Annotated in this window: 18 protein-coding genes; 13 read left to right on the top strand and 5 right to left on the bottom strand. The window is 41.4% G+C overall.

Annotated elements, in window-relative coordinates; translation table 11 throughout:
- Positions 1-23: 23 nt before the first annotated feature.
- Positions 24-731, top strand: a complete 708-nt coding sequence (locus MHB69_RS04940) for an EcsC family protein (protein WP_034282199.1) — start codon at positions 24-26, stop codon at positions 729-731.
- A 27-nt stretch (positions 732-758) separates the two neighbouring features.
- Here MHB69_RS04940 and MHB69_RS04945 read toward each other — a convergent pair whose 3' ends face one another.
- Positions 759-1,946 (bottom strand): M20 family metallopeptidase, encoded by a 1,188-nt coding sequence (locus MHB69_RS04945; protein WP_176967538.1) that lies wholly within the window; start codon positions 1,944-1,946, stop codon positions 759-761.
- Between the two features lie 283 nt (positions 1,947-2,229).
- Here MHB69_RS04945 and MHB69_RS04950 point away from each other — a divergent pair, with 283 nt between their 5' ends.
- Positions 2,230-2,382: a hypothetical protein gene (locus MHB69_RS04950; RefSeq protein ID WP_224426392.1), complete on the top strand. Its 153-nt coding sequence runs from the start codon at positions 2,230-2,232 to the stop codon at positions 2,380-2,382.
- Between the two features lie 64 nt (positions 2,383-2,446).
- Here the strand turns inward: MHB69_RS04950 and MHB69_RS04955 are convergent, their stop codons facing one another.
- Positions 2,447-2,932: an antibiotic biosynthesis monooxygenase gene (locus tag MHB69_RS04955; protein ID WP_342496056.1), complete on the bottom strand. Its 486-nt coding sequence runs from the start codon at positions 2,930-2,932 to the stop codon at positions 2,447-2,449.
- A gap of 127 nt (positions 2,933-3,059) precedes the next feature.
- On the opposite strand from MHB69_RS04955, the gene MHB69_RS04960 reads away from it, so the two are divergent.
- The 7 genes from MHB69_RS04960 (at position 3,060) to MHB69_RS04990 (ending at position 13,106) form a co-directional block, all read left to right on the top strand.
- Positions 3,060-5,195 carry a PBP1A family penicillin-binding protein gene (locus tag MHB69_RS04960; RefSeq protein ID WP_342496057.1) on the top strand — a complete coding sequence of 712 codons (2,136 nt, stop codon included), beginning with the start codon at positions 3,060-3,062 and terminating at the stop codon, positions 5,193-5,195.
- Between the two features lie 125 nt (positions 5,196-5,320).
- On the top strand, positions 5,321-6,379 hold the full coding sequence (gene hemE / locus MHB69_RS04965) for a uroporphyrinogen decarboxylase (RefSeq protein WP_101677398.1): 1,059 nt from the start codon (positions 5,321-5,323) through the stop codon (positions 6,377-6,379).
- Positions 6,380-6,411: 32 nt separating this feature from the next.
- Positions 6,412-7,350 (top strand): ferrochelatase, encoded by a 939-nt coding sequence (gene hemH, locus MHB69_RS04970; RefSeq protein WP_024426557.1) that lies wholly within the window; start codon positions 6,412-6,414, stop codon positions 7,348-7,350.
- A gap of 22 nt (positions 7,351-7,372) precedes the next feature.
- On the top strand, positions 7,373-8,785 hold the full coding sequence (gene hemY / locus MHB69_RS04975; protein ID WP_211042960.1) for a protoporphyrinogen oxidase: 1,413 nt from the start codon (positions 7,373-7,375) through the stop codon (positions 8,783-8,785).
- A gap of 175 nt (positions 8,786-8,960) precedes the next feature.
- Entirely contained in the window at positions 8,961-9,539 is a 579-nt protein-coding gene (locus MHB69_RS04980; RefSeq protein ID WP_041117030.1) for a TetR/AcrR family transcriptional regulator, read from the top strand.
- A gap of 64 nt (positions 9,540-9,603) precedes the next feature.
- On the top strand, positions 9,604-11,913 hold the full coding sequence (locus MHB69_RS04985) for a YhgE/Pip domain-containing protein (RefSeq protein WP_342496058.1): 2,310 nt from the start codon (positions 9,604-9,606) through the stop codon (positions 11,911-11,913).
- A gap of 143 nt (positions 11,914-12,056) precedes the next feature.
- Entirely contained in the window at positions 12,057-13,106 is a 1,050-nt protein-coding gene (locus MHB69_RS04990; protein ID WP_342496059.1) for a M42 family metallopeptidase, read from the top strand.
- 34 nt (positions 13,107-13,140) lie between these two features.
- Here MHB69_RS04990 and MHB69_RS04995 read toward each other — a convergent pair whose 3' ends face one another.
- On the bottom strand, positions 13,141-14,430 hold the full coding sequence (locus MHB69_RS04995; protein WP_034282190.1) for a cation:dicarboxylase symporter family transporter: 1,290 nt from the start codon (positions 14,428-14,430) through the stop codon (positions 13,141-13,143).
- 339 nt (positions 14,431-14,769) lie between these two features.
- Positions 14,770-14,907 (bottom strand): protein YhfH, encoded by a 138-nt coding sequence (gene yhfH, locus MHB69_RS05000; RefSeq protein ID WP_008359029.1) that lies wholly within the window; start codon positions 14,905-14,907, stop codon positions 14,770-14,772.
- Positions 14,908-15,063: 156 nt separating this feature from the next.
- Here yhfH and MHB69_RS05005 point away from each other — a divergent pair, with 156 nt between their 5' ends.
- From MHB69_RS05005 to MHB69_RS05015, 3 genes are all read left to right on the top strand, one after another.
- Positions 15,064-15,807, top strand: coding sequence for an MBL fold metallo-hydrolase (locus MHB69_RS05005; protein ID WP_342490026.1), 744 nt, complete (start codon positions 15,064-15,066; stop codon positions 15,805-15,807).
- A 2-nt stretch (positions 15,808-15,809) separates the two neighbouring features.
- A complete protein-coding gene (locus tag MHB69_RS05010; protein ID WP_098676786.1) occupies positions 15,810-16,799 on the top strand; it encodes a lipoate--protein ligase in 990 nt (329 codons plus the stop codon).
- A 172-nt stretch (positions 16,800-16,971) separates the two neighbouring features.
- On the top strand, positions 16,972-18,525 hold the full coding sequence (locus MHB69_RS05015) for a fatty acid--CoA ligase family protein (protein ID WP_342496060.1): 1,554 nt from the start codon (positions 16,972-16,974) through the stop codon (positions 18,523-18,525).
- Positions 18,526-18,605: 80 nt separating this feature from the next.
- Here MHB69_RS05015 and MHB69_RS05020 read toward each other — a convergent pair whose 3' ends face one another.
- The gene (locus MHB69_RS05020; protein ID WP_034282188.1) at positions 18,606-19,013 is read right to left on the bottom strand and encodes a hypothetical protein; all 408 of its coding nucleotides are present in this window, start codon (positions 19,011-19,013) and stop codon (positions 18,606-18,608) included.
- A 177-nt stretch (positions 19,014-19,190) separates the two neighbouring features.
- Here MHB69_RS05020 and MHB69_RS05025 point away from each other — a divergent pair, with 177 nt between their 5' ends.
- Positions 19,191-20,477: a M48 family metallopeptidase gene (locus tag MHB69_RS05025; protein ID WP_034282187.1), complete on the top strand. Its 1,287-nt coding sequence runs from the start codon at positions 19,191-19,193 to the stop codon at positions 20,475-20,477.
- Positions 20,478-20,481: the final 4 nt, after the last annotated feature.

Genomic DNA, 20,481 nt, shown 5'->3' on the forward strand with positions numbered 1-20,481 from the left:
GATGACATCAAGGAGGGGACCGGATGAATGCAGCTGAACGGGAGTTGTATGAAGAAGCCATTCTTTTTCAAACACGTTTTTTAAGAAAACCTTCAAAGATCGAACGGTTTTCAAAAGGAGTTCAGCAGCATGTGAACCGCCGAATTCCTGCGAGGTTTCATCAAGTCATCACAAGTGCAGTCAAAACAATGGTTGAATCCACCGTATCAGGATCACACTTTACTTCATTTTCAGTGATTGATGAACAATTATCTATTGTAGAACGAAATGAACTGGCAAAGGATAAAGTGAAGTATTACCAAAAGGCGGCTGCTATCGAAGGGGTTGGAACAGGTGCAGGCGGTTTATTCCTCGGAATGGCAGACTTTCCGCTGCTGTTAAGCATAAAGATGAAATGCCTTTATGAGCTGGCGTGTATTTATGGCTTTGATTTATCTCAAAAGGAGGAAAGACTCTTTTTGCTCTGTATATTTCAGCTCGCCTTTTCCAGCAGTGCCCATCGTCAAAAAATGATGAAGATCATAGATGATTGGGAAACGAGCCGCGAGGAAATGGATTGGTACAGCTTTCAGCAGGAGTATCGAGATTACATTGATCTTGTAAAGCTGTTTCAATTAATGCCGGTCGTCGGAGCCGCTGTTGGCGGGGTGGCGAATCATCAGCTGACAGGACAGCTCGGAGAGGTCGCACGCCATGTGTTTCACTTGCGAATATTGAAAGAAATGATATAGAAAAGCCGCTGATGACAGCGGCTTTTTTTATTCATTGTAGGAAAGAACGGCGTTCGCGAGTACCTTTGCTGCAATAGGCATTGCTTTTTCGTTGATATCAAACTTTGGATGATGATGTGGATACACGTCCTGGCTGTTTTCCGGCATGGCGCCTGTGTAGAAGAAGGTACCAGGGACATGCTGAAGGTAGTAAGCAAAGTCTTCTCCGCCCATTTGGGTTTCCGCTTCTTTTACTTCTGTGACACCTTCTGTCTGGTTTGCGATGCCAGCAATATATTCCGTCGGCTTTGGATGGTTTTTGACAGCAGGGTATCCTCTGACGTACTCATATGTGTAGGCAGCATCATGCATCTGGCATACCCCTTTTACCACCTGTTCAATTTCTCGTTCGATAATATGCCGTGCACTTTCTTCAAAGGATCGTGCAGTACCAGTTAAAACAGCTGAATCTGCAATAACGTTAAAGGCATTCTCTGCTACAAAACCTCCAACAGAAACAACAGCAGAATCAATCGGATTGACTTTACGTGCAACGACTTGCTGCAGGTTTGCGACGATTTGTGAACCGATGAGTACGGCATCTTTTGTTAAATGAGGCTGAGCGCCGTGTCCGCCTTTCCCTTGGACTTGAATGGAGAAACGATCGGCCGCTGCCATAAAGTTCCCGCTTTTATAAAGAATCGTGCCACAAGGCTCTGAAGACCAAAGGTGCGTACCGAATATCACATCGACACCGTCTAAACAGCCGTCTTCAATCATTGGTTTTGCACCGCCGGGAGCATATTCCTCCGCATGCTGATGAATGAGGACGATCTTTCCTTTTAATTGATTACGATGCGTATGCAAGACTTTTGCTAATACAAGAAGTGTCGCAGTATGCCCATCGTGACCGCACGCATGCATCACACCAGGCTTTGTTGATTTGTAAGGTACATCTTTTTCATCGTGGATGGGAAGTGCATCAAAATCAGCTCTGAGGGCAATGGTTGGTCCCGGAGAAGCTCCTTCAATAAAAGCGAGTACGCCATGACCGCCCACCTTGGTGCGCGTAGGTATTTGTAATGTATCATAGTAGCTGGCGATGAAAGCGGCTGTTTCTTCTTCCTGAAAAGAAAGTTCAGGATTCATATGGAGATGGCGTCTAATTTCAACCATTTCCTCATAATGTTCATCAAGACGTTCATTGATGCTTTTTTGTAAAGTGGATATTGTCATTGAATCGAAAACCTCCTTCATGCTCTTTTACTGATTGTATGGTAATTGTTAGAATCTTTCAACAGAAGAGGATTTCGTGGTCAGTAGCAAAAGGTCATTTTACATAAAAGTCGAAGTTGATATGAAGCAGGGAAAGGGAGGAGTAGCGTTGGGAAGCTGTCCAAATTGTTCAAAAACATTTTCTTTCGTCGAAAAATTTCATTTATCACATACGAAAATGATGATGTGTCCAAGCTGCCGGCATCAAATTAAAGAAACATTTCTCTCAAAAATGAGTTTTTTCATGATCTGCTTGATTCCACTATTGGTGCTGCTGATTCAATTGAAAGGTGCTTCACCTATGTTGAAGTGGCCGGTCTTATTAGGTTGGATATTGCTGAATTTCTATGTGCTTCAGCCGATCATTCATCGGTACGAGCTGAAATCAAGCTCATAAAATGAAGAGCCCATCGACTGGGCTTTTTTTGATGAAAAAAAGAAGTGCTGAGAGCAGCACTTCCTTAATTGTCTGTGACGGCATGGTAGGATGTGAGGTAAGCTGGACGAGAGAAAATGGATCCTGTATCCTCGTGTGGCTGAAAGAATGCTTCTGATTCTTGAAAGTCTTGAAATAAGTCCTCTGATTCCCAAAGTGTCAAAATCAAATAAACTTCTTCATCTTTTTGCGGTCTTAAAACGCGAATAGCCTGGAAGCCGCGCTGATGTTCTGAGATGTTCGTCTTTTTCTGAAAGGTGGATTCAAACAGTGCTCTGCTTTCAAGCTTAACAGGGATATGATTCAAGGTGACGAAACCAGATTGGACAAGCTCGCCTTTCGAATAAATCACATCATAGGCATGAGGGGCTTTAAATACAGTCTCACCCTCCGTTTCATGAAAAAGAGCTGCTTGTTCTTTTCCGACCATATAAAGCAGATTTTCCAGATGGTGTTTCTTTGCGATTTTATGCAAAAAATCTGCTGTTCCATATGTAATATAGAAATTCATCTAAACCGCCTCCTGCTTGATAGTATAACAAAAGAATGATATATAATTCTTTGGCAGTCAATCCATAAAACATATTATGAAGCAATACATCCCATACTATCCGTATAAAGGAATGAGGTGACCTAATTTGAAGAAAAAGAAGATAATCATTCCATTAGTCATTGCAGGAAGTACAATCGTACTCTCATTTATTGGCTATCTGACGATTTTATTTTTAGGACATTATGTCATAGATGAAAAGAAGCTTGTTTTTCACGCTTCCTCCAAAATCATTGATCAGAATGGAAAAGAACTCACAAGCATGTATTCAGAAAATCGGGACCCTGTGTCATTAAAAGAGGTGCCTGATAAAGTAGCAAAAGCTTTTGTGGCTGTTGAGGACAAGCGTTTTTATGAGCATCACGGCATTGATGCACAGTCTATTTCAAGGGCGGTTTATCGAGATATATTAGCAGGAGGGAAGGTAGAGGGCGGCAGTACAATCACCCAGCAGCTCGCAAAAAATATTTTTCTCACAAATGACAAAACCTTTCTTCGAAAAACAAAAGAAGTCATTATTGCCATTAACTTAGAAAGAGATTATTCAAAGGATAAGCTGCTTGAGATGTATTTGAATCAGCTATACTTTGGCCATGGTGTTTATGGTATTCAGGCAGCAGCCAATTATTACTTTAGTAAGGATGTCAAAGATTTAACGGTCAGCGAAGGTGCCACACTCGCTGCGATGCCAAAGGCACCATCTTCTTACTCGCCTGTTTTACACCCTGATAAAAATAAACAAAGGCGGGACACCATCCTGAATTTAATGAACGAACAAGGATATTTGTCTTCAACAGAAACAGTAGAAGCAAAAGGGAGAACACTAGGCATTCATTTGAAAAAGAAATCAGAAACGCCTTGGGTGGACAGCTATGTTGATCTCATCATTAAAGAAGCAGAATCAGAGTATGCCATTTCACATGAACAATTGCTTCAAGGCGGCTATACCATTACAGTTCCGATTGATATGAATCTGCAAAAAACCGCATATGATGTGATGAAGAACAACCGTTATTTCCCGGGAAAAAGCGGTTCTCCGGAAAGCAGCGCCGTATTTATTGATAACGAGTCTGGTGGAGTGAAAGCAGCCATTGGAGGACGAGAATATCAGGCGAGAGGCTATAACAGGGTGACGGCTGTTAGGCAGCCTGGATCTGTTTTTAAGCCGATCGCGGTCTACGGTCCGGCAATGCAGGAGAAAAAATTCAGACCTTATTCATTGCTTGAAGACAAAGAAAAAAGCTATGACGGCTATTCACCAAAAAATTACGATGGGCAGTATGAAGGAAGGGTCACAATGGTGGATGCCCTCATGAAAAGTAAAAATACCGCTGCTGTGTGGACATTAAGCCAGCTGGGCATTGATATGTCGAAATCATATCTCGAGAAAATGGGGATAGATATCTCGGATAAAGGCTTAGCTATTGCGCTTGGCGGTTTAGAAAAAGGAGTTTCTCCATTACAGATCGCTGGAGCCTTCCATACATTTGCAAATGAAGGCGTATATAAAAAGCCTTTCTTCATTCAGAAAATCACCAATGATGAAGGAGAAACTGTAGAAAAGAATCGCGGTAAGCAAGAACGAGTGTTTAGCGTGCAGAATGCTTGGAATATGACAAGAATGCTTCAGCAAGTCGTCAAAGGCGGGACAGCCCAGAGTGGTTCATACGCTGGAGATTTAGCAGGTAAGACAGGTACGACCACATATTCAGGTGTGAAAGGTGCAACAAAGGATGCCTGGTTTGCCGGCTATACGCCTAGTACAACGGGTGCGATTTGGATGGGGTATGACAAAACCGATAACAGTCACTATTTAACCGGCGGCAGTCAATTCCCGGTGCAGCTGTTTAAAGATATTTTAACAGCAGCTCGAATCACCAATGAAACGTTTGAAAAACCAGAGGGGATAAAAGAGCTCGAGTCGCCTATCCATTTAGAGGGACTATCAGGATTTGAAGCCCGCTATGCGTTTAAAATCAAAGGATTGTTTACATTAGAGCTGTCTTGGGACAATCAAGAGGATAAACGCGTTGAATACCGCATTTATGAAAAGAGAAATGGAAGCGAGACGCTGATCGACACAATGACAGGCGTGGGCAGCTATACAATGCCGTATGCCAATGTATTTTCAAATGCAGAGTATAAGGTTGTTCCATATAATACCCAAACGCAAGAAGAAGGCGAAGGCAGTCCATATGTCAAGCCAGAGGCTTTTGGACGTTAATATTCGGCGATTTTTTGAACATTGAGCCGCTTTAGTATACCGTGCCTTGAAAAAACGGTATAGTAAAAGCAGGTTTGAGCCTTGTACAAAAAGAGAGTATAAGGCGAAAGGTGGAATGAAAGGTAATGGGAAAAACGAAGGTTTTTAATGACACGTTCTTAAAGGCGTGTAAAGGGGAAAAAACAGACCATGTACCAGTTTGGTATATGAGACAGGCAGGACGCTCACAGCCTGAATATCGTGCCCTTAAAGAAAAATACGGGCTATTTGAAATTACGCATCAGCCAGAGTTATGTGCTTATGTAACAAGACTTCCTGTAGAACAATATGGTGTAGATGCCGCTATTTTATATAAAGATATTATGACCCCGCTTCCGGCTATTGGAGTGGACGTAGAAATTAAAAATGGAATTGGACCTGTGATTGATGCACCGATTCGATCTAAAGCAGATATCGAACGTCTTGGGGAACTTCATCCTGAAGAAGACCTGCCATATGTGCTTGATACCATTCAGCTTTTAACGAAGGAGCAGCTGAATGTTCCGCTTATCGGTTTTGCTGGCGCACCATTTACGATGGCAAGCTATATGATTGAAGGCGGCCCATCTAAAAATTATCATAAAACAAAGGCACTGATGTACAGTGATCCTGAGGCGTGGATGCTGCTTATGAACAAGTTAGCTGATATGACGATTACGTACATACGCGCGCAGGTAAAAGCCGGGGTCAGTGCATTTCAAATTTTCGACTCATGGGTTGGTGCTTTAAATGCAGCAGATTACCGGACATTCATTAAGCCTGTCATGCAGCGAATTTTCACAGAGCTGAAGTCTGAAAACGTCCCAATGATCATGTATGGAGTTGGAGCAAGCCATTTAGCGAAAGACTGGCATGACCTGCCGCTTGATGTGGTTGGACTGGATTGGCGTATGAGTGTAGACGAAGCAAGAAAAGAAGGGTTCACAAAAACGTTACAGGGGAACCTTGATCCAACCATTTTACTTGCTCCTTGGGAAGTCATTGAAGAGAGAGCAAAAGATATTTTAGATCAAGGAATGAAATCAGATAACTTTATCTTTAACTTAGGTCATGGGGTATTTCCAGATGTTTCACCAGATACGTTAAAGAAGCTGACAGATTTTATTCACGATTATTCAGCGAAACATAAAAAATCATCCATCTAAACTATTTCAAATGATCTGAAGGAGTGTTGGTTGTGGAGAAAAAGAAAATGGGACTTCTTGTCATGGCATATGGCACCCCATATAAAGAAGAAGATATTGAGCGTTATTATACACATATCCGCAGAGGCAGAAAGCCGGAGCCAGAGATGCTGCAAGATTTGAAGGATCGCTACAAGGCAATCGGCGGTATTTCTCCTTTATCAAAAATTACCGAACAGCAGGCAAATGGTTTGTGTGATCATTTGAACGACATCCAAGACGACATTGAATTTCATGTCTACATTGGCTTAAAGCATATTGAGCCGTTCATTGAGGATGCAGTTGCAGAGATGCACAAGGACGGCATCACAGAAGCAGTGAGTATTGTTCTTGCGCCGCATTTTTCAACCTTTAGCGTGAAATCATATAACAAGCGTGCACAAGATGAGGCAGACAAGCTTGGCAATCTGAAGATTACGTCTGTGGAAAGCTGGTACGATGAGCCGAAGTTTGTGGACTATTGGGTGAAACAAGTGAAGGATACGTATGCATCGATGAGTGAAGAGGAAAGGGAATCAGCCGTACTCATTGTGTCTGCACACAGCCTTCCTGAAAAGATTATTGCAGCAGGAGATCCATATCCTGATCAGCTCGCACAATCTGCCAAAATGATTGCAGAAGGTGCAGGAATTGAACATTATGAAATTGGCTGGCAAAGTGAAGGCAACACGCCTGATCCATGGCTTGGACCAGACGTTCAAGACTTAACACGGGACCTATTCGAACAAAAAGGCTATAAAACGTTCGTATATGTGCCTGTTGGATTTGTCGCTGACCATCTTGAAGTGTTATACGACAACGATTATGAATGTAAAGTCGTGACAGATGAAATCGGTGCAGCCTACTATCGTCCAGAAATGCCAAATGCGAAACCAGCATTTATTGATGCTCTCGCAACTGTCGTATTAAAGAAGCTTGACGAAAGCAAGTAATTATATAAAAGAAGGCGATCCTATGCATGACAATCAAAAACACCTTGTCATCATTGGCGGTGGCATCACTGGTTTAGCCGCCGCCTTCTATTTGGAAAAGGAAGTCGAAGAAAAAGGTCTTCCCATTCAAATATCTCTTATTGAAGCGAGCCCTAGGCTAGGTGGAAAAATACAAACATTATATAAAGACGGCTACATCATTGAACGTGGACCTGATTCATTTTTAGAAAGAAAGGTCAGTGGACCGCAGCTGGCGAAGGATGTGGGTCTCGCAGATCAGCTCGTCAATAATGAAACAGGGCAGGCATATGTACTAGTCAATGAAACTCTTCACCCGATGCCAAAAGGCGCTGTCATGGGTATTCCAACTCAAATCAGCCCATTCATCACAACCGGTCTTTTTTCAGTTGCAGGAAAAGCGAGAGCCGCAATGGATTTCGTCTTGCCAAAAAGCAAGCAAACAGAAGATCAGTCGCTCGGTGAATTTTTTAGAAGACGTGTCGGTGATGAAGTAGTTGAGAATTTAATCGAACCTCTTCTATCAGGCATTTATGCAGGTGACATTGACCGTCTCAGCTTAATGTCCACCTTCCCGCAGTTTTATCAAACAGAACAAAAGCATCGCAGTTTGATTCTTGGGATGAAAAAATCACAGCAGCATGCGAAAGCGCAGCAAGTGACAGCGAAAAGACAAGGGCAGTTCCAAACGATCAATCAAGGACTGCAAGCGCTTGTTGAAGCAGTAGAAAGCAAGCTCAAGCTGACAACGATTTATAAAGGGACAAAAGTGAAGCAGATTGAAAAAACAGATGGGGGCTACGGTGTGCAGTTAGACAGCGGTCAAACGCTTTTTGCTGATTCAGCCATTGTGACAACTCCGCATCAATCGATCTATTCCATGTTTCCAAAAGAAGCAGGGCTTGAGTACTTGCATGATATGACATCAACTTCTGTTGCAACGGTGGCACTCGGTTTTAAAGAAGAGGATGTTCATAATGAATATGACGGTACTGGTTTTGTCATCTCAAGAAACAGTGATTTCTCTATTACAGCCTGTACGTGGACGAACAAAAAATGGCCGCATACAGCTCCTAAAGGAAAAACGCTATTGCGTGCCTATGTAGGGAAAGCTGGCGACGAATCAATTGTCGAGCAGTCAGACCATCAAATCGTCAGCATCGTGCTGGAGGATTTGAAAAAAATCATGGATATAAAAGCAGATCCAGAACTGACGACAGTGACTCGCTGGAAGACGAGCATGCCGCAATATCACGTCGGTCATCAAAAAGCTATTTCGAACATGCGAGAAACGTTTAAGCAATCATATCCTGGTGTTTATATCACAGGTGCTGCTTTTGAAGGTGTCGGAATCCCTGATTGTATTGATCAAGGAAAAGCTGCTATTTCAGAAGCTTTATCTTACCTATTTTCATAAAAAAACAACTCCCTTTTCTGTCATGGAAAGGGAGTTTTTCATGTTCGAATCAATCGAAAAGAGTTGGGAATCATAAATGTGAACAAAGTTGTTGCATCCGGGGAAAAGGGTGTGGTATATTACTTTCTGTACTTAATGACCAAAACGTTCAAATAGTCATTTTGGGAGTGAGATCATGAGTGTTGATAGGAGACAAATGATTTTAGACGGGGCTACGAAGGCATTTACTCAATTCGGGTATAAAGCCACCACAATGGACCTTGTGGCGAAGCTTGCCAACGTCGGAAAAGGAACTATTTATACCTTTTTCAAAAACAAAGAAGAGCTGTTCGATGAAATTTTCACATCCCTTTTAATGGAGATGAGGAAAATTGCGGATGAAGCAATGGATGAGGAAAAAAGTTTCTCTGAAAACCTTCACTTAGCACTCTTTGCAATATTGGAATTTCGAAAAAACCACCAGCTCACAATCAAAATCTTTCAGGAAAGTGCGGAGCTTGGCACGTCAGCGGTCAAGGAAATGATTGAGAAGATGGAGCAAATGATCATTCGCTATATCAAAACGAAAGTAAAAGAAGCGATTGATAAAGGCGACATTAAGCCATGTGATCCTGAATTGACTGCATTTGTGATGGTGAAACTATATATTGCACTTATTTTTGATTGGGAAAAGCGATACGAGCCTTTAACAAAAGAAGAGGTGGCCGAGTCGCTGGAACTTTATGTACTCAAAGGACTTTTAGCAGCACCATAATTTTTTTTTAGTTCAAATGACCAAATTCTAAATTTAGTCATTCATCTATGGGAGGAAAACAGCAATGAATTTAATTCGGAATCAATGGAAAGACATTGTGACGAGCAAAAAACTACTGATCCCGATTTTAGCTGTCTTATTTATTCCGCTGATTTACAGCGGTGTATTTTTAAAAGCGTACTGGGATCCATATGGTACAGTCGATCAGTTGCCTGTAGCGGTTGTCAACTTGGATGAAGGCAGTCATTATGACGGGAAGACACTGCATGTCGGCGATGATTTAGTGAAGGAATTAAAGAAAAACGATAATTTCAAATGGAACTTTGTCGATAGTGAAGAAAAGGCAGTGAAGGGATTAAATAATGAGGATTATTATCTCGTCGTGGAAATACCAAAGGATTTCTCGAAAAATGCAAGTACAGTCCTTGATAAGCATCCAAAAAAATCGAATCTGAAATATTATACGAATCCAGGCGCCAACTATGCGGCGTCACAAATTGCGAATAATGCCATTATCAAATTAAAAGATTCGGTTTCAAAGGAAGTCACAAAAAATTATGCAGAGGTCATTTTTGATAACTTCAAAACGATTGCAAAAGGCTTAGATCAAGCAAGCGATGGTGCGAAGAAAATTGATGACGGAACAAAAAATGCAAAAGATGGCAGTAACAAGTTAAAGGACAATTTAGCAAAATTGGCTGAAGGAACGTTAACCTATAGCGAAGGTGTTCATCAGTTTGCTGGTAAAATGGGTGAACTGAACACAGGGATACAATCTCTTGACAGCGGACTTGGCCAGCTCTTAACAGGCTATCAAACCATCGATCAGAAATTTGGAGAGCTTGGTACAGGAATTGATACATTGACTGAAGGGTTAAACACAAGCCGTGAAGGTCATCAGCAGCTCGCTTCTAAAATGCCGCAATTCACAGCGGGTATTGAGCAGCTAAACAACAAAGCACAATCTTTTTCAGAAAAAATTGAAGCAGTAGAAAAAGTCTTGTCGTCACCAGAATTAGCGAACCTTGAAAAGATGGCGCCTAAACTCGATCAGGTGAAAAAAGACGCAAAAACGTTTCGTACAAAACTTGCTTCATTAAAAGAAGCGCTATCGAATCGAGATGCTAAAGTAAAAAGCATCATCCAAAACAGCTCAATGACAGATGAAGAGAAAAAGGCGGCAATGGATCAGCTTGACAGTCTGCCTAAAATCGAACTGCCAGATCTGTCTGGACTTGAACAAAGCTTAGCGGCCTTGCAGGAACTGCCTGATGCAAGTGAGGTTCAATCTGCGGTTGCTTCTGCAAAAGCTCAGCTGCAGCAAGTCAAACAGCTGCCAAAGAAAACGGAACAGCTGTACACATCTACAGTCGCGATACAAAATGCGATTGATCAAATGACATCTGGAACGAATAAATTGTATCAAGGTGCACTTAAGCTCCAAACAGGTCAAGGCCAATTACAAGATGGTCTGCAAACAGCAAATGGAAAGCTGGATACAGCGAAAAGCGGTGCAGATAAGCTTGCGAATGGTTCAAGCCAGCTGAGTGCAGCGTTAAATAAGCTGGAAAGTGGTTCAACGAATATCCAAAGCAACACATCTAAGCTTGCTGAAGGCTCAAAATCACTCGATAAAGGATTGGGAGATTTAAAGAGCGGTACAGGTAAGCTGTCCGATAAATTAAAAAGTGCCGCTGATGAAACAGGAGAAATTGATGCGGGTCAAGACAATTACAATATGATTGCGAGTCCCGTGAAAACAGAAAATGATACAGCGAAAAAGATCGATAATTATGGTACAGGGCTCACACCTTATATTTTATCGATGGGACTCTTTGTAGGGGCTCTCATGCTCACCGTTGTATTCCCAATGAAAGACCCTGCTGGACGCCCTAGAAACGCGTTTGAATGGTTTTTCAGCAAATATAGCGTACTCCTCTTTGTCGGTATCCTGCAAGCAGTCATTGCAAGCTCCATGCTCATCTTTGGGCTTGGTCTTGAGGTGGAAAGCCTCTGGCGCTTCTATCTCTTTGCGATTATCGTCAGTCTGACATTCTTAGCGATCATTCAGCTACTGGCGACAACTATGGGGAACCCAGGACGCTTCATTGCCGTTATTATCTTGGTTCTTCAGCTCGCAGCAAGTGCTGGTACATTCCCGCTTGAGCTTGTGCCGAAATTCTTCCAAGTCATTCATAGTCTGCTTCCAATGACGTATACAATCAACGGATTTAGAACGATCATTGCAAGTGGTGATGACAGCTATTTATGGCACCAAGCAGCGATCCTTGGAACAGTTGCGATCATCATGATGGCGGCAACAACAGCATACTTTGCTTGGAACGTAAGAAAAATGAAACAGGACGAAGCTTAATTCATGAATCCTTTCTCTTTATAGAGGAAGGATTTTTCATTTGAAATTAGACATCTCGAACCTGAAGCGATATATTTTAAGAAGAGATGCTGAAAAAGGCATACATGGAAGGAATTGCTTTCAGACAAAGGAGGAAATGCCGAATGACAACTGAAGTAAACGAAACCGTTCAGCTGATTCAAAAGCTCGTATCAATCCCAAGTCCATCAGGAAATACGGAAAAAGTGATCGGCTTTGTTGAACGTTTTTTACAAGATTTAAATATTGAGACAAAACGAAATCGAAAAGGCGGATTAATTGCCACAATCAAAGGAACAGATGACAAGGAACACCGCATGCTGACAGCGCATGTCGATACGCTCGGTGCGATGGTTAAGGAAATTAAATCAAATGGACGGCTTCGTCTTGCACTTATTGGAGGCTTTCAATATAACTCAATTGAAGGCGAATATTGTGAAATTGAAACAGCATCAGGCCATACATACACAGGGACCATTCTTATGCATCAAACATCCGTTCATGTTTATGCGGATGCTGGAAAAGCGAAACGAAACCAAGAAAATATGGAGATTCGTCTCGATGAAAAGGTGAAAAATGCAGACGATGTCAAAGCACTTGGCATTCAAGTAGGGGACTTTATTTCATTTGATCCGAGAGTGGAAGTGACGTCTTCAGGGTTTATTAAATCAAGACATCTTGATGATAAGGCAAGTGTTGCGCTGCTTTTGCGGCTCATCCAGCGGATTCAAAAGGAAAACATCATATTGCCGCATACAACGCATTTTTTAATTTCCAATAATGAAGAGATTGGCTACGGCGGAAACTCGAATATTCCAGAAGAAACAGTGGAATATCTCGCTGTAGATATGGGTGCCATCGGTGACGGTCAATCAACAGATGAATATAGTGTATCGATTTGTGTAAAGGATTCGAGCGGCCCTTATCACTATGGATTACGCAAGCATTTAGCTGCATTAGCAGAAGAGAACAACATTGATTACCGCCTTGATATTTACCCTTATTATGGCTCTGATGCATCAGCAGCCATTAGAGCAGGGCATGATATCATTCATGGACTGATTGGTCCTGGTATAGATTCCTCGCATGCTTTTGAAAGAACACATGAAGATTCACTTGTCCATACAGCGGATCTCCTTTACTACTATGTTCAATCACCATTAATCACAGCATAAAAAAAGAACCCCTGATAGATGGGGTTCTTTTTGGTTAGCTTGAAAGCTGTGTTGGCTCAGGTGCCTCTTGTCCAGTCATCACACGATGTCCTTTTTCAGGGTCATACTGCCCTTCCCATTTAGACATGACAACAGCTGCAAGTGCATTTCCTGTTAAGTTGACAACAGTCCGCGCCATATCCATGATACGGTCCACACCTGCAATAAATGCAAGACCTTCAGCAGGTACACCGATCGTTCCTAATGTCGCGAGTAATACAACAAATGAAGTACCAGGAACGGCAGCCATTCCTTTAGATGTTACCATCAGCACAAGAACTAGTGTAAGCTGCTGGACGATCGTGAGGTCAATGCCATATACCTGTGCAAGGAAAAGCGCAGCAATGGCTTGATACAAGACGGAGCCGTCCAGATTAAACGTATAACCGATTGGGATAACGAACGAAACAATTCCTTTTGGACATCCGATGCGCTCCATTTTATCCATGACTCTTGGTAAAACTGTTTCAGAGCTGGATGTACTAAAGGCAAGAAGCATTTCGTCTTTCATGTAAGCAAGAAATCTGAAAATATTGACGCCAATCATCTTTCCGATAATTCCGAATACAACGATAAGGAAGAGAGCGAGCGCAAAATAAACAAGACCTACAAGCTTACCTAATGAAATGAGAGATTCAAGACCAAATTTTGATACGGTTACACCAATGAGTGCAAATACACCAAATGGTGCAGCTTTCATCACAACATTGACGACATGGAACATGGCATGTGATACACCCTCGAAGAAGGCGAGCACTGGTTTACCGCGTTCGCCAATCGCTGAAACGCCAAGTGCAAATAGCACAGTGAAGAAAATAATCGCAAGCAAATCACCTTCCGCCAATGATTGGAAGAAGTTCGTTGGAACGATATGAAGGAACGTATCAGCAACTGATTTGCTGCTTTGCTCTTTTTCCGTTTCAACATACTGGCTAATATCTTGCTTTTCCGTATTTCCAAAGTCAACGCCTGCACCAGGCTGTACAAAGTTTGCAAGCACAAGACCAAGGACAATCGCAAATGTTGTGATAATTTCAAAATAAAGAATGGTTCTAAAACCTAGTTTCCCTACTTTTTTACCATCACCCGCACCTGCAACACCTAAAATTAAGCTGGATACGACAATTGGTATGACAATCATCTTGATGAGCCTTAAGAAGAAGTCTCCAATTGGTTTTAAGTATGTCTCGACACCTGGGTTACCGAAAAAGATTGCCCCAACAACAACACCGAGAATAAGACCGATTAGGATTTGAGTAGCCAATCCAAATTTTAATTTTTTCATAGATTTCCTCCCTAACATATTCATTAAAGGAATATTCCCACCATATTAAGTTTTAATATATGAATTAAAGTATAACTAAATTTAAAGAGGTTCGTCCACGATTAAATTATATTAAGAAAATACAAAATTATTAGAAAAAATAGACATTTAGAACCCCCTCCATTGTTTCGAGTCAATAAAAAGTGTCTTCAGAACTAAAAGTCATCATATGAAAATACTAAAAAACCCTTTTGTGACGAGGGTTTTACCTTTTTACCTATTTTTCAGAAAAAATAAAAAGCACCTTTGACTCCAACTGATGACGGAGGAAAAAAGTGCTTTTTCATTCAATTTATTTCCTTATTTAAGATAACTTACTTGTGAGCATTCCTCACATTCATTACCGTAACACTCGTGCTGTTCCATTAAATCATTTCCACATTTTGTGCATTTCTTTGAGGGCAAATTTCTAAAAAACTCTGTGATTTTTCCCAGCATTTGTCATCCTCCAATACGATTTGTTGCTATTATTGTATTATAACAGATTAATAATTGTCAATCTGTTTTGTAACAATAGGCAGGAAGAATGCTTTTTCCTTGAAAAATGGGTATATTGTAAGAAGGGGATTTTTAGAAAAGGAGGGAAAAATGACGTTGAACTTAACCGTGATTGGATGCTATGGAGGGTTTCCGGCAGCTGGTGAAGCGACATCAGGCTACCTTTTTGAATCAAATGGCTTTCGTCTTCTTGTAGACTGCGGAAGCGGTGTTCTTTCAAAGCTGCAGCAATACATTGATATAGAAGAACTAGATGCTGTTCTCCTTTCTCATTATCACCACGATCATATTGCTGATATCGGACCACTCCAATATGCAAAGCTAGTGGGATATCATTTAGGAAAAAGCAGCGGCCCGCTTCCGATCTATGGACATACTGGTGATCAAGAAGCATTTGGGCGGCTTTCTGATGATGTACATACAAAGGCAAAGCCTTACCAGCCAGAAGAAGGGATTGAACTCGGACCCTTTCAAATTGATTTTTTGAAAACGATTCATCCGGCAGAATGCTATGCTATGAGAATTCAGGCAGAAGATGCTGTGGTCGTGTATACAGCAGACTCAAGCTATCAGGAGGCATTTATTCCATTTAGCAAGGGGGCAGATCTGCTCATTGCCGAAAGCAATTTTTACGCTGGACAAGATGGATCAGGTGCCGGACATATGAACAGTACGGAAGTAGGGAAGATTGCAAAGGAAGCAAATGTTGGGGAACTCATCATCACCCATCTGCCCCATTTTGGCCGTCATAAAGACCTAGTCAATGAAGCACAGGCGTTATATACTGGCAGTATACAGCTTGCCCATTCAGGGCTTAGATGGAACAAGGAAGGAAGATAGAGATGCTGTTTATCGATAACGAACAACATTATGATCCAATGATTAATTTGGCAATTGAAGAATATTGCTTAAAATATTTAGATCCAGAAGAAACATATTTGCTGTTTTACATCAATCAGCCGTCGATCATTATTGGAAAGAACCAAAATACAATAGAAGAAATCAACACAAAGTATGTGGAAGACAATGGAATCAAAGTCGTGCGCCGCTTATCCGGCGGTGGTGCAGTTTACCATGACAAAGGGAACTTAAACTTCAGCTTTATCACAAAAGATGATGGAGACAGCTTTCATAACTTTAAAAAGTTCACAGAGCCAGTTATCAAAGCGCTTGAAAAGCTAGGCGTTAAAGCTGAATTGAGCGGCAGAAATGACATCATGGCAGATGGACGTAAAATTTCTGGAAATGCCCAGTTCGCAACAAGAGGACGTATTTTCAGCCACGGCACACTGCTATTTGATTCAGAAATTGAACATGTCGTTTCGGCTTTAAATGTGAAAAAAGAAAAGATTGAATCAAAAGGCATTAAATCAATTAGAAGCAGGGTTGCCAATATTAGTGAACTGATGGATCAAAAAATGACAACAGAAGAGTTTAGAAAAATTCTTTTAAGCTACATTTTTGATACAAATGGGGACGTGCCTCAATATCGCCTGACTGAAAAGGATTGGGAAAAGATTCACGAGATTTCCCGAGATCGCTATCAAAAATGGGAATGGAACTATGGCCGTTCACCGAAATTTAATTTGCAGCATTCTAAGAGATTCCCTGCAGGCTCCATTGATTTGCGATTAGAAGTGAAAAAAGGGATGATCCAGGATTGCAAAATCTTTGGTGATTTCTTTGGCGTAGGAGATATTGCCGATATTGAGAAGCGGCTCATTGGCCAGCAATATGATCGTAAAACGATCAGTGACGTCTTAGAAAATATGGACATGCGTCACTATTTCGGTAACGTATCAAAAGAGGATTTTCTTGATTTGATTTATTAATCGCGGGAAAGCACTGCTAGGCATAGCAGTGCTTTTTTGATTGAAGGAAATGAAAGCGATTTACATTTGATCTTGTGGATTTTTTCGATTGTCGATTATAATAGAAAGGAGGAATGTTCGGCCATAAAATGAATGGCCATTCATTCATTGATGACATGTAAGGGGTGGGAGAATGGATTTGATCAAAAATCTTCAGCAGACGGCGATGACGAAGGGAGAAAATATCGCATTGATCTTTGAAGGAAAGAAGTGGACCTATCGAGAGCTGATGACAAGTATCGAGCGTTTTGCAGATGGATTAGTGAGCGAAGGGTTTCAAGCCGGGGATCATATCGCGCTTATTTTAGGAAATTCACCGCATTTTGTCATTTCTTTTTTTGGCGCATTAAAGGCAGGGCTTGTCGTTGTGCCTATTAACCCAACATACACACCTAGTGAAATTGGATATATGCTCATCACAGGTGATGTTAAAGGGATTGTTGCGCCTGAACAGCTTCTGCCAGTGTACGAGCAGGTGTATGAGCAGCTTCCTTCCATTGAAAGAGTCATTATTTGTGCAGAAAATGAAGCGGCGTGCAGATCAAGCTTCAAGGAAGTATCTGATCGGCTTGTTTTCTTTGGAAAGCTTGTGACAGGTGCTGCGAATGAAAACGTACACCCTTCCATTCAGCCAGATGATACCGCTGTTATTTTATTTACATCTGGCACGACAGGAAAACCAAAAGGTGCCATGCTGACTCATTTCAACCTTTATTCAAATGCCAGAGATGTCGCTGAGTATTTATCGATTGATAAAAAGGACAAGGTCATTGCCGCTTTGCCAATGTTCCATGTATTTTGTTTAACAGTCTGTATGAATGCGCCGTTGATTCATGGTGCGACGATTTATGTCTTGCCGCTTTTCAGCCCGTCAGAGCTTTTGCGCATGATGGAAAAAGAGAAGCCAACGCTATTTGTTGGTGTGCCCACCATGTATAACTATTTGTACCGACAGGAGGGGCATAATGAAGCGATGTCATCTGTGAGGATCTGTATATCAGGCGGTGCCTCAATGCCTGTTGCCTTACTGCATGGCTTTGAGAAAAAGTTCGGAGTTACGGTCCTTGAGGGCTATGGGTTATCAGAGGCATCTCCAGTGACTGCATTCAATCCTCTTGACGGAAAAAGAAAACCGGGTTCTGTCGGAACTGACATTATGAATGTGAAGAATAAAATTGTGAATGAACTTGGAGAAGAAGTCGGTCCTAATGAAGTCGGAGAGCTGATAGCAAAAGGGCCAAACATCATGAAAGGCTATTATCAAATGCCAGAAGATACGGAAGCTGCACTAAGAGACGGCTGGCTGTATACTGGCGATTTGGCGAGAAGAGATGAAGACGGATATATTTACATTGTCGATCGGAAAAAGGATATGATTCTTGTTGGCGGTTATAATGTTTATCCAAGAGAAGTAGAAGAAGTACTATATCAACATGAAGGTGTAGCAGAAGCCGTTGTCATCGGTGTGCCAGACCCAAACACAGGAGAGGCAGTCGTCTGTTACATTTCCCCTAAGAAACATGCTCACATCAATCAAGAAGACATCATCACACATTGTTCACGCTATTTAGCAAAATATAAGCAGCCCCAAACGATCCATTTCATAGATGATATTCCTAAAAACACAACAGGTAAAATTTTAAGAAGAGCGCTAAGAGAAAAGTATCAAGCAGAAGAAAGTAAATAAAAAAAGGGAGTCTCTGATGAGGAGGCTCCCTTAGCATGTAGACAAATCCCCGCAATTCAAGGTTTTCTCTCAAAGACATTTTAGCTCTTTTGAATGGCTTCTTTTAACTGTCTCTGAAAAGAATTCGACTGTTTTTGATTCAGTTCATAAAACGTTCCATCAACTAAAAAAACGACCTGTGATCGGTTGGTCCAAAGCTGGAAGGTGGTGCCGTTTGTTCGTCCGAACATCACCTTGGCGATATAATCAGGCTTTTTTAAATTTTTCTTGAGATGATTGCTTGTTTGTTTGCCTTTATTTAATTCTTCAATTAAATCTTCTGCTGTGTCCTTATCATCTATTTCATAAGAGATTGATTCATTCGCAGGTGAGAGCAGCAATTTTTCTGCTCGATTCTCATCAAAGATTTCGCTCGTCCGGCTGAACACATAAAAGAAAGTGATTAATAAAAGTCCAAAAATCACAACTCCTGCAAGGATTTTCTTCATTTTGATCCTCCAACTTACTGTTTTACATGTAGCTTCTCCGATTTTTGAGCCGCATAATCATTTTTTTCGCGAAAGCTTTTTCAGATGGGGCATGCTATGATGGAGCCACATGAGACAGGTTCTAAACGAAAAAATGCGCGACTAGAATAGAGAGAGGGATGGAAAGGAGGCTGACCTGTGCGAGTACGTAAATGGATAGCTCTTGTAACGGTAGCATACATATTGTACGGTCTTTTTATTTATTCGTATTTGTTTCTAATGGGGGATTCATCGGTACCTGAAAGTATAAAAGAGACAAGTGCAGATCCGCATACTTTTATGACAAGCCATGAGCTTGTGATCAGTGAGAATTTCTCGAACATACGGAACCTGCTGTATTTCATAACCATCCCATTAGATTGGTATGTCTTTTTTCTTTTGCTCATTTCAGGGTTTTCACGGAAAATAGCAGACTGGAGCTTGGCAGCAGCCCGTTTCAAGTTTTTAAGCAAACTTGTGTATGTGTTTGTGCTGTCACTTTTAACAATGATCATTTCATTCCCAATTAAATGGATTGGCTATCAGCTGTCTTTACACTACGGAGTATCTTCACAAAGTACGGCAAGCTGGTTGAAAGATCAAACACTGGATTTTTGGATTCAATATCCGCTCCTTGCCCTTTGTGCTATTGTGTTCTTTTGGCTGATTCAAAAGAGAAGAAAGCGCTGGTGGCTGTATGCGTGGTGTTTGACAGTCCCAGTTACGCTGTTTCTCTTCTTTATACAGCCGGTCGTCATTGATCCGTTATATAACAATTTTTATCCACTAAAGGATCAAGCCCTAGAGAAGAAGATATTAACGCTGGCAGACAAAGCGCATATTCCGGCAGATCATGTATACGAGGTCAATATGTCTGAAAAAACGAATACGATGAACGCATATGTCACCGGAATAGGTGAAAATAAGCGTATTGTTTTATGGGATACAACACTTCAAAAGCTGAAAGACCGCGAAATTTTATTTATCATGGCGCATGAGATGGGACATTACGTGATGAAGCATGTGTATATCGGTCTAGCAGGATATTTAGTGCTGTCACTGGCCGGATTTTTTGTAATCGACCGTCTTTATTTTTATCTTTATCAAAAAGGAGCAGCCTCATTTCGACTCAAGGTGTCTAACGACATCGCTGCTCTTCCGCTTCTTTTAATCATCGTATCCATGCTGTCATTTGCAGCTTCACCTTTTACAAATGCAGTGTCAAGGCATCAAGAACGGGCAGCCGACGAATATGCGGTGAACATGACAAAAGACGGGAATGCAGGCGTAACGTCTTTTCAAAAGCTTGCAAAATCAGGGCTCTCCCAGGTGAATCCACCATTTCTAGTGAAGATTTTCCGCTATGGACACCCGACCATGATGGAAAGAATTATGGATATGGAAAAAGCAGCGGAAAAAGAGAAAACGCCGAAAAAGCAGGAATAAATAA

This window comes from Bacillus sp. FSL K6-0994, from assembly GCF_038630815.1.
Lineage (GTDB): Bacteria > Bacillota > Bacilli > Bacillales > Bacillaceae > Bacillus > Bacillus safensis.